Source organism: Pseudoxanthomonas sp. LjRoot204_2 (assembly GCF_056175765.1).
Genome location: NZ_JBGFFG010000108.1, coordinates 1 through 8,870, shown reverse-complemented (window position 1 = coordinate 8,870; position 8,870 = coordinate 1). Strand labels below are relative to the sequence as shown.

The window sequence follows — 8,870 nt, the reverse complement described above, 5'->3', positions numbered from 1 at the left end:
TGCCAGCACCGCATGCCAGCCGACCATCAGCAGCCCCAGCCACCACTTAAAAATGTTCTCCCAGCGGTCCTTGGCTGACGGATCATCGACCACCACCCCGGCCACGACGTTCGCCACGCCCAATCCGAGCATCGCGATCGAGATCCACGACATCGCCACGATGATGCCCGCAGGCAGTGCTTTCGTCGCGGCCGCACGCCGCATCAACGCCAGCTGCGCCAGGTAGCCGAATCCGAAGTACACCACCACGCCGTAGCGCCGCAGGAAGCGATACGCCTCGCCTTCGGTGCCGAGGAAGTTCGCGTACACCGCCAGCGCAATGGCCGACATCACGCCAAGCACCACCATGACGCGACCGCCACGCAGCCAATGCCTGGCCAGCCACCACGCCAGCGCGTGCAGCACCGCGCAGGGGATCACCAGCAACTGGAACAGGTGATTGCCCCAACCGTGCCGTGCAGCGCGGCTGATCGACACACAGCCGCCGATGTACGGCACGCATGCCGGGACATGGCCGCCCTGGATCGACAGCACGTAGGCGACGTGCGCCGCCATCACGAACAGCAACGTCAACAGCAGCGGCAAGGGCCAGAGCGGGATGCGCGGGCTGTCGGCGACCATCGCGGCGAGAGGGGAAGGAACGTGCCGCGCAATGTACTCCGTCCCGCGACATGACGTAGCGCGGGGCTGGCCCGGCGATGAAAGACCGGTCCGCGTTCAGGGCACGCCGGATCAGCGGAGCAAGCTCCGCTCTACGAGACGGTCAGCGCGTGCGGATGCTGACCTTCGCCGGCAGCGTGGTGATGCGGAGCTCGCCGTCCTTCCACTGCGCGGGCTTGCCGTTGATGCGCGTCTCGCCAGGCGCGGCTTCGTAAGGCCAGGGCAGTACCAGGCCCCCGGCCGGAAGCTTCAGCCCGGCCTTCGCATCGAGGACGACCTCATCCCCCTGCTTGCGCAGCGCGTAGCCGAGTACACCGCTGGGCGTGCGCAGGCCATGGATGGCGATGCCCTCGCCGTCCAGCCAGCCCGTGGGCACGCCGGCCGCCAGCACCAGGCYATCGTCCGCTTCGCGGGTGTAGGCGAACATGTCCAGCGCCGAGCGTACGAAATCCGACGCCACCCAGGCATGCGGCAGGTCGCCGACGAAGAACGGTTTGCGCGGCGTACGCGACACCACCTCCGCCCACTGGTTCCACGCCTGCGGCGCACGGTCCTTGAAGAAGAAGTCCAGCACGTCCCATGCGCGTTCGCGCCAGCCCAGCCGGACGAAAGCCGCCACGTTGCGCCATTCGTACGGCGTGTAGTCCTTCCATTCGCGCTTGCCGTCCCGGCGCTGCACGAACTCGGTCCAGTAGCGCTCGAACGTGCCGTGCAGCAGATCCGCCGGCAGCGCGTCCTGCTCCCCACCCGGCGCCAACGCGATGGTCGTGGATGTCGGGTCGAAGTCGCCGATCTCCGCCGCACCCGGCAGATACGCGATGCCGTGCAGGGCGGTCGCCGCCCGCAGCGAGGCGTAGAGATCGTCGCGGAACTGGTCGCGCGAAGCGGCCATGCGCCGCGAGGCCGCGCTGTCGCCCAGCGCATCGGCGATCTCGACGGCATCCTTGTAGCCGCGGAGGGCCCAGAAATTGTCCCAGTACGAATGCATCGGCTTGGCCGAGTAGCCTTCGTGGCTGATCGAGGCCGGCATCATCCCGTAGAACGCCGCATTGACCGCACGGTTGGCCTCGGTCCGCTCGCTGAGACGCAGCTCTTCCATGTAGGCGAAAGCGCCCTGCACGTGCGGCCACATCTTCTTCAGAAACACCTTGTCGCCGGTATAGCGGTAGTACTCGGCGATGTTGAAGATCAGCTCGCCGTGGCTGTCGTTCTCGGGTACGGGATCGCTGCCGCGGTCGTCCACGCAGCACGGCACCTTGCCGTTCTCGAACTGGTAGGGCGCGTAGTACTCGACGTACTCCTTCACCACTTCCGGGCGGCCCAGGCGCAGCAGGCCCTCGGAAATCATCGCGCCATCGCGGATCCAGCTGCGCGAGTACGACCGCGTACCCGGCTGCAGGCGCGGACCGATGCGCGAAATCAGCATGTGGGCCAGCGCGGTGCGCAGGGTGTCGGCCACGGCCTGGCCTTCGGCCGGGACCTGCAGCTTCATTTCATCCAGCTTGCTGCGCCAATAGTTAGCTACCGCGGCCTGTTCTTGCTCCATCGTCGCTGGTGGCGGAATCGGCGGCCCCGGAGGTGGCGCGTTGTCATCGGTGAGCGGTGCGGTCCATCCGATTTCTCTGCTTTCGCCAGGACGCAACCGCACACGCAGTACACCGGCGCCAGAGGCCATGCCAGACGGATCGATTACGTTGCTGCCACTCTGGCCAACCTGCAACGGAACGCCCCCCTCATCTGGTCGCGCCATGTACCCATTCCAGTCGACACCATTCAGGACACCCACTATCTCGCCGGAATCCAAGCTACTTGCAAGCGTAGAGGTAGGTACGAATCGCAGTTGTACGGAGTGATCGCCGTTGATGACAATGTTGCCCTCACGCACTGTCAGTGTATTGATTGCACTGAATCCGCCCGGCGTATTGAGAAACTGCGAGGGCGGGTTGACTTGCCAGGGCCGGACGGCGAGAACAAAAGCATAGTCACGCTCTTGGTCGGACGTATTGGTAAGTACGTAGCGAGCCAACAACCGCGAGCGCTCGACCTTCCCGTCAACGAACGCCGTGGTCTGCAGCGAGAACTGTGGGTGGGTCCAAGTTACCGAGGGAATAGGCAGGTATCCATCCTGGAGCGACTGCTTCGCGCTAACGTCAGCCCACGAAATCAACTGTCCGTCGCTGACCACGAAAGGTTCGATGCTTGGCCCTCCCTTAAACAACTCGATGGCGCCGTCCTCACCGATCAGCCCCTGCTCGCGCCCGCCATCCAGTCCCACGATCGTCCAGTACGGCTGCTCGCCGCTGAAACCACGCGGGAACCAGCCCTTAGGCGCTTCGGACGCCATCGCCTTGATCAGGTCGTTGGGATGCGCGGCGAAGGCAAGCGGCTTCACCTCGAGCTCGGCCAGTGCGAACGAGCGGCCCGGTCCGTCGCCGATGGTGAGCCGCACGTAGCGCGCTTCCGATTCCGGCAGCGCCAGGTAGTCGTTGCCGCCGTTGCCGTCGACCACGGTGTGGACATCACGCCACTGCTGGCCATCGTCGGACAGCTGCACCAGATAGTCGGAGGCGTGCTGATCGGGCTTCCAGCGCAGCACAAGACCACCGAATTCGCGCAACTTGCCCAGATCCAGCGTCAGTTGCGGATCGGCATCGCCGTGCAGGTCCGCCGACCAGGCGGTGCCGGGCTTGCCGTCCACCGCCATGCGCGCCGCACCGGCGGGGAACGCCACGGAGGCACTCGCCGCGCCCGTCAACGGCGCACCATCGTCGATCGGCAGCGCCTGGAACGTCAGCTGGTCGAAACAGACCGATCCCTTGCCGCCGACGTTGTTGTAGACGGTGAATTCGAGCGTCTCGCTCCGGCGCAGCACGCGGTCCGGATCCGGACCCCACGCCTTGTCGATGTGGCGCTGCTTGTAACGCACGGGTGTCCACGCTGTCGGGTAGTCGTACTTCGGCCGGTTGACCCACCAGACGTTGTCGCCACTGGCATCGACCACCTTGAACTGCAGGTCGTTTCGCGGTGAATCGCCGCGCAATTGGAAATCGAACCGGTAGTTCTGCGGATACGCGATCGACAGGTCGCGCTGGATACCGGCATGTCCCGATACCCCGTTGAAATCGTAGTCGAGGCACAGGGCCTTGCCTTCCGCGCCATCGACCTGCCGCAGCGCGCCGCTGACCTGGTTGGACGTCACCACGCGCCACGTCGACGGATCGCTGAAGTCGTCGAGGACGCGCACGCCGTCCGGCGCGGCGAGGACAGGCGTGGCGCCTGCGAGCAGGACGCTGCACGCCAGTGCCGCGCGGCAGAAAGCGACATCACGGGATTCCCGCTTGCGCGGAAAGGACGGTTCGATGTTCATGGTGATTCAAGCTCCACAATGACCCGCTTCGGATCAGCCTTTGACACTGCCCAGCAACAGGCCCTGGATGTAGTAACGCTGCAAAGCGAGGAACAGCAGCAGCACCGGCAGGATGGTCACGACGGAGCCGGCCATCATCAGTTCGTAATCCATCACGTGCTCGCGCGACAGGCCGGCCAGCGCGACCGGCAGCGTCTGCAGGGCATCGTCGCTCAGGACGATCAACGGCCACATGAAGTCGTTCCATGCGCCCAGGAAACTGAAGATCGCCAGCGTCACCAGGATCGGCTTCAGTCCGGGCAGGACGATCTGGAAGAAGATGCGCGCCTCGCCTGCGCCGTCGATGCGGGCCGCTTCGAGCAGCTCGTCCGGAATGGAGCGTGCGTACTGGCGGACCAGGAAAATGCCGAAGATCGCCGCCATGCCCGGGACGATGGCGCCCGCGTAGGTATTCACCAGGCCCATCTGCTTGAGCAGCAGGAACAGCGGCATCATCGCCACCTGCGCCGGTATCACCAGCGCCGCCAGCAGCGCACGGAAGGTACGGTCCCTACCCTTGAAGCGCAGCTTCGCGAACGCGTAGCCCGCCATCGTGTTGAACAGCAGCGACAGCAGCATGACGCTGGTCGACACGATGAAGCTGTTGAGCAGGTAGCGGCCCATGCCCGCGCGCACGAACAGCTCGCGGTAGTTGTCGAGCGTCGGCGCCGACGGCAGCAGCGGCGGCGGGAAGTGCCCCGCCTCGCCGGTCTGCATGAAGGACACCGACAGCATCCACAGCAGTGGACCGATGCTGAGGATCGCCAGCGCGACCAGCAGGGCGTTGACGGTGACGGCGGCGACGCGCTGGTTCATTCGACACCCCGCCTGCGTGCGAACCACAGCAGCCCGCTGGTCACCGCCGTCATCAGCAGGAACAGCAGGAACGCCACCGCGGACGCGTTGCCCAGGTTCCACCACTTGAAACCTTCTTCGTACATCAGGTACAGCACGCTCTTGGTGCTCTCCAGCGGCCCGCCCTGCGTCATCACGTACGGCTCGGCGAACAGCTGGAAATACCCGGCCATGGTCAGGATGCCGACGAGCAGCAGCACGGGCCCCAGCTGCGGCAGCGTGACGTGGCGGAACTGCGCCCAGCGCGAGGCACCGTCGATGCGCGCGGCTTCGTACAGGTCTTCCGGAATGCTCTGCAGGCCSSCGAGGAAGATGATCATGTTGTAGCCGAAGTTCTTCCACACGGCGAACAGGATGATGGTCGGCATCGCCCAGGTGGGATCGCCGAGCCAGTCGATCGGATCGATGCCAACCCACGACAGCCCCCAGTTCACCAGGCCGTACTTGGTGTGGAAGAGATAGCGCCAGATCACCGCGACCGCGACCACGGTGGTGACCACCGGTGCGAAGAACGCAGTCCGGAAGAAGCCCTTGAAGCGGCCGAGCTTCGAGTGCAGCAACAGCGCGGCGCCGAGCGACAGCGCCACGGATAGCGGAACGCCGACCACCACGAAGTACACCGTATTGCCCAGCGACTTCCAGAACATCGGGTTCTGCAGCAGGCCCACGTAATTGTCGACGCCGACGAAGCGGAGGTTGCCGATGTCGGCCAGCGCATAGATGTCGAAGTCGGTGAGACTGAGCGCCAGCGCCGCCAGCACCGGCAGGCCGAAGAACACGACGATGACCGTCAGCGCGGGGGCGGCAAAGAGCCAGCCGGCCAGTGAGTGCGTGGACCTCATGGCGCAGCCCCCGGCTTGCCCGGCTGGTCCAGCATCCAGCGGCGCTTCTCGAGGATGCGGTCGGCGCGTCGGTCGAGTTCTTCCGCGGCCTGGTCGACGGTCAGCCGGCCGTTGGCGACCTGCTCGCCCACCAGGCGCATCTCCGTGGCGATGCGCTCCCACTCCGGCACCTTCGGCGTGGACACGGCACGCTCCAGCTGCTCGCGGAACGCTTTCGCATAGGGATCATCGGCCAGTGCGGGCGTGAGCCACGGCGAACGACGCGGCGGCAGGTCGCCGGTCAGCGCGTGGAACTCGGCCTGCACGTTCGGCGACGACAACCACGCGATCAGCGTCCACGCCGCGTCCTTGTTCGGCGAGTCCCTGAACACGACGAAGCTGGTGCCATTGGCCAGCGATGCGCCGGGGCCACGGGGCCCCGGTAGCGGCATCGTCCCCCAGTCCGCCTGCTGCGCGGCGGGCAGGCGCTCCTTGAACTTGGCGATGTTCCAGGGACCGGAGATGTAGAACGAGTAGAACCCCTTGCCGAACTCGTCCCAGACGTTGGAAATCTGGTTGTTGGTGACGACCGGCGCCCACTGCTGGTCGAACATTTCCTTGTAGAACCCGAGCGACTGCCTGAATCCTTCGCTGCGGAAATTGCCGTAGCGTCCATCGTCGCGCAGCAAGGGCTCGGGCTGCTGGATGGCAAGGCTGAGCAGTGGCTCGAACTCGTTGAGCGGCAGCAGGATCGAATAGTTGCCCTGCCCTGCGACCTGCTTGACCCGCCGCATCGCGACGCGCCATTCGTCCCAACTGGCGGGCAACGTCCGCACGCCGGCCTTGGCCAGCATGTCGCGACGGTAGAACGGCAGGCGCGTCTCGACGTACCAGGGCACGGCATACGCGCGCCCGTCGATCACGCCCGTATCCCACACGCCCGGAAAGAAGTCCGGCTGGTCGAAGCCAGGCGTCGCCGCGATCTCGTCGTCGAGCGGCTCGAGCGCGCCGAGCGCCGCGAATTCGGGAATCCAGGTGTTGCCGATAGGGCTGACGTCGGGCAGCGACTCGCCCGCGAACGCGGTCAGGAGTTTCTCGTGCGCCGACAGCCACGGCACGATCTGCAGGTCGACGTCGATATCCGGGTGCTGGCGTTCGAACTCGGGCAGCAGCCGTGCGACGACTTCGCCTTCATACCCCATCACCCAGAACCGCACGACGGTGCGGTCGTCGTTCGTGCGCGCGCAACCCGCGATCGCCAGCGCGCACAGCAGCGTCACGAAAGAACAGCAGCGCACCAGGGCCCTCCTTCCACCGGAGAAGGCCCTGATGCGTGCTGGAGAGACCTTTGCTGGCGCACGCGGATCCATGCGAGCAGCTTACTCCGGCTGCTGCGGACGCGCCGCCTCGGGCTGTGCGGCCTGGTTGGCGCGCGATTCCGCCGTCCCCAGTGCGCGTGCCGCCGCGGCATCGAGATCGGGGGGAGCGGTCGGCGCGGTCGCGGCGCTGGCCGCGGCCTGCTCGGTCTTCGCGTCGAGCCAGCCCCCTTCGAAGCCGGCCTTCTTCAGGCCATCGCGGATGTAGGGGTTCTTCTTCATCACGCTCCAGACGAAGTCGTTCCGGTAATTCGCGATCATCGCCAGGATGGGGCCCTGGTCGATGCCGATGTAGTCGCTGGCCACCCAGCCCTTGCCCGGGACGATGCGCCCCGTCTTCAGCGGGATGTCGTAGTCGAAGCTCGGATTGAACGAATCCAGGAAGCCGTAGCTGGAGTACAGGTAGTCGCCGTAGCGACGATGCATTTCCTCGGTCGCGGGAATGACGATCTCCGGGGCGAACGGCAACGAGGCGATCGCCGCGGTCGGCGCGATGGTGCCGTCGTCGAAATTCTCGCGGAAGCCGGCGCCACGGGCAGAGTAATGGCGGAACGAGCGCTGCTCGCCACGGTACTCCTGCTGTGTCTGCTGCGGGCCATCGGACGCGGTCAGGCCCCACACGTTCTCGCCGTAGTCCTTCCACTTCATCGGGTTTTCGATGGCGTACGCGCGCTGCGCGTACGTGGCGCGGCGGCTGTTCTCGAAATAGTCCATGCCGCGCTCGCGCATGTAGTCGTCCTGGATGCCGCGGAAGTCGATCCAGACGTGGCTGTACTGGTGGCCGAAGTGCGGCGCGAACGTCAGGTATTCCTGGCCCTGGAACACACCCCACAGCTCGCTGTAGCTGCGCGTCCACACTTCCCAGGCCTCGGGACCGACCGGATGCGTCGGCGATGCCATCGCCAGCACGTACACCATCATCGCCTCGTTGTAGCCCTTCCAGTCATGCGGAATGACGCCGCTCTCGGGGAACCACCCCATCGAGATCAGCGGCTTGTTGTTCTGCAGGAAGGTCCAGTCGACGCGCTTGTAGATCGTGTCGGCGATGTCGCGTATTTCCTTCTCGCGCGCGTCGTCGCGGTCGTAGTAGGACTGCGCGAACAGCACGCCCATCAGCAGCAGCGAGGTGTCGACGCTGGACAGTTCCACCCAGGTGTTGAAGCGCTCGCCGGTGTTCATGTCGAGGAAGTGGTAGTAGAAGCCCTTGTGGCCGCCCTTCCCTTCCTTCTGCGGCCCCTGCGGCACGTCGCGCAGGAACTTCAGCGTCGTCAGCGTGCGATCCACCGCCTGGGTACGGCTGACCCAGCCGTTCTCGATGCCGATGGGATACGCGGTCAGCGCATAGCCGATGGACGCGATGCTGGCGAACGGACGCGACGGGTAACGGTCGGGCGTGAGGCCGTTCACCTCGTTGGTGGTGTCCCAGAAGAACTGGAAGGTGCGGCGTTCGATGTCGCGGAAGAGCGGCGGCAATTCCGGCTTTGCCGGAGGCTCGGGCTTGGCCGCCACCGCAGGCACGGCCGGCTTCGACGCCGGTGCAGGCGCGACCTTGTCTTCCGGCGCTTTCTGGCAACCGGCGATCAACAGAGTCAGCGCGACGCCGATGAACCAGGACATGCGCGGGGCTGGGGTGATCTTGTTCAAAGCGATTTCCCGTTGTAACCGTTTACAGACGTGCGTGGAAGAAACCCGCCGGTCAGGCGACGCCCGAAGACGTCGCCCGAGGGCGGGTGGGTATTACCAGTCGAAGCC

At 65.6% G+C, this 8,870-nt stretch carries 6 protein-coding genes; all 6 read right to left on the bottom strand.

The features are described 5' to 3' along the window. Nucleotides 1-621: hypothetical protein (locus AC04L7_RS07090; protein WP_475512743.1), on the bottom strand; the 621-nt coding region annotated here is incomplete at its 3' end. Nucleotides 622-763: 142 nt separating this feature from the next. After that, nucleotides 764-3,961, bottom strand: a complete 3,198-nt coding sequence (locus AC04L7_RS07085) for a discoidin domain-containing protein (RefSeq protein ID WP_475512744.1) — start codon at nucleotides 3,959-3,961, stop codon at nucleotides 764-766. 99 nt (nucleotides 3,962-4,060) lie between these two features. Continuing rightward, nucleotides 4,061-4,882, bottom strand: coding sequence for a carbohydrate ABC transporter permease (locus AC04L7_RS07080; RefSeq protein WP_296281199.1), 822 nt, complete (start codon nucleotides 4,880-4,882; stop codon nucleotides 4,061-4,063). Continuing rightward, nucleotides 4,879-5,763 carry a carbohydrate ABC transporter permease gene (locus AC04L7_RS07075; RefSeq protein ID WP_475512742.1) on the bottom strand — a complete coding sequence of 295 codons (885 nt, stop codon included), beginning with the start codon at nucleotides 5,761-5,763 and terminating at the stop codon, nucleotides 4,879-4,881. Before AC04L7_RS07075 ends, AC04L7_RS07080 begins: the two co-directional genes overlap by 4 nt. Then, the gene (locus AC04L7_RS07070) at nucleotides 5,760-7,040 is read right to left on the bottom strand and encodes a sugar ABC transporter substrate-binding protein (RefSeq protein WP_435999037.1); all 1,281 of its coding nucleotides are present in this window, start codon (nucleotides 7,038-7,040) and stop codon (nucleotides 5,760-5,762) included. The genes AC04L7_RS07075 and AC04L7_RS07070 overlap by 4 nt, the downstream gene beginning before the upstream one ends. Before the next feature lie 81 nt (nucleotides 7,041-7,121). Beyond that, nucleotides 7,122-8,735: a glucoamylase family protein gene (locus AC04L7_RS07065; protein ID WP_435999039.1), complete on the bottom strand. Its 1,614-nt coding sequence runs from the start codon at nucleotides 8,733-8,735 to the stop codon at nucleotides 7,122-7,124. Nucleotides 8,736-8,870: the final 135 nt, after the last annotated feature.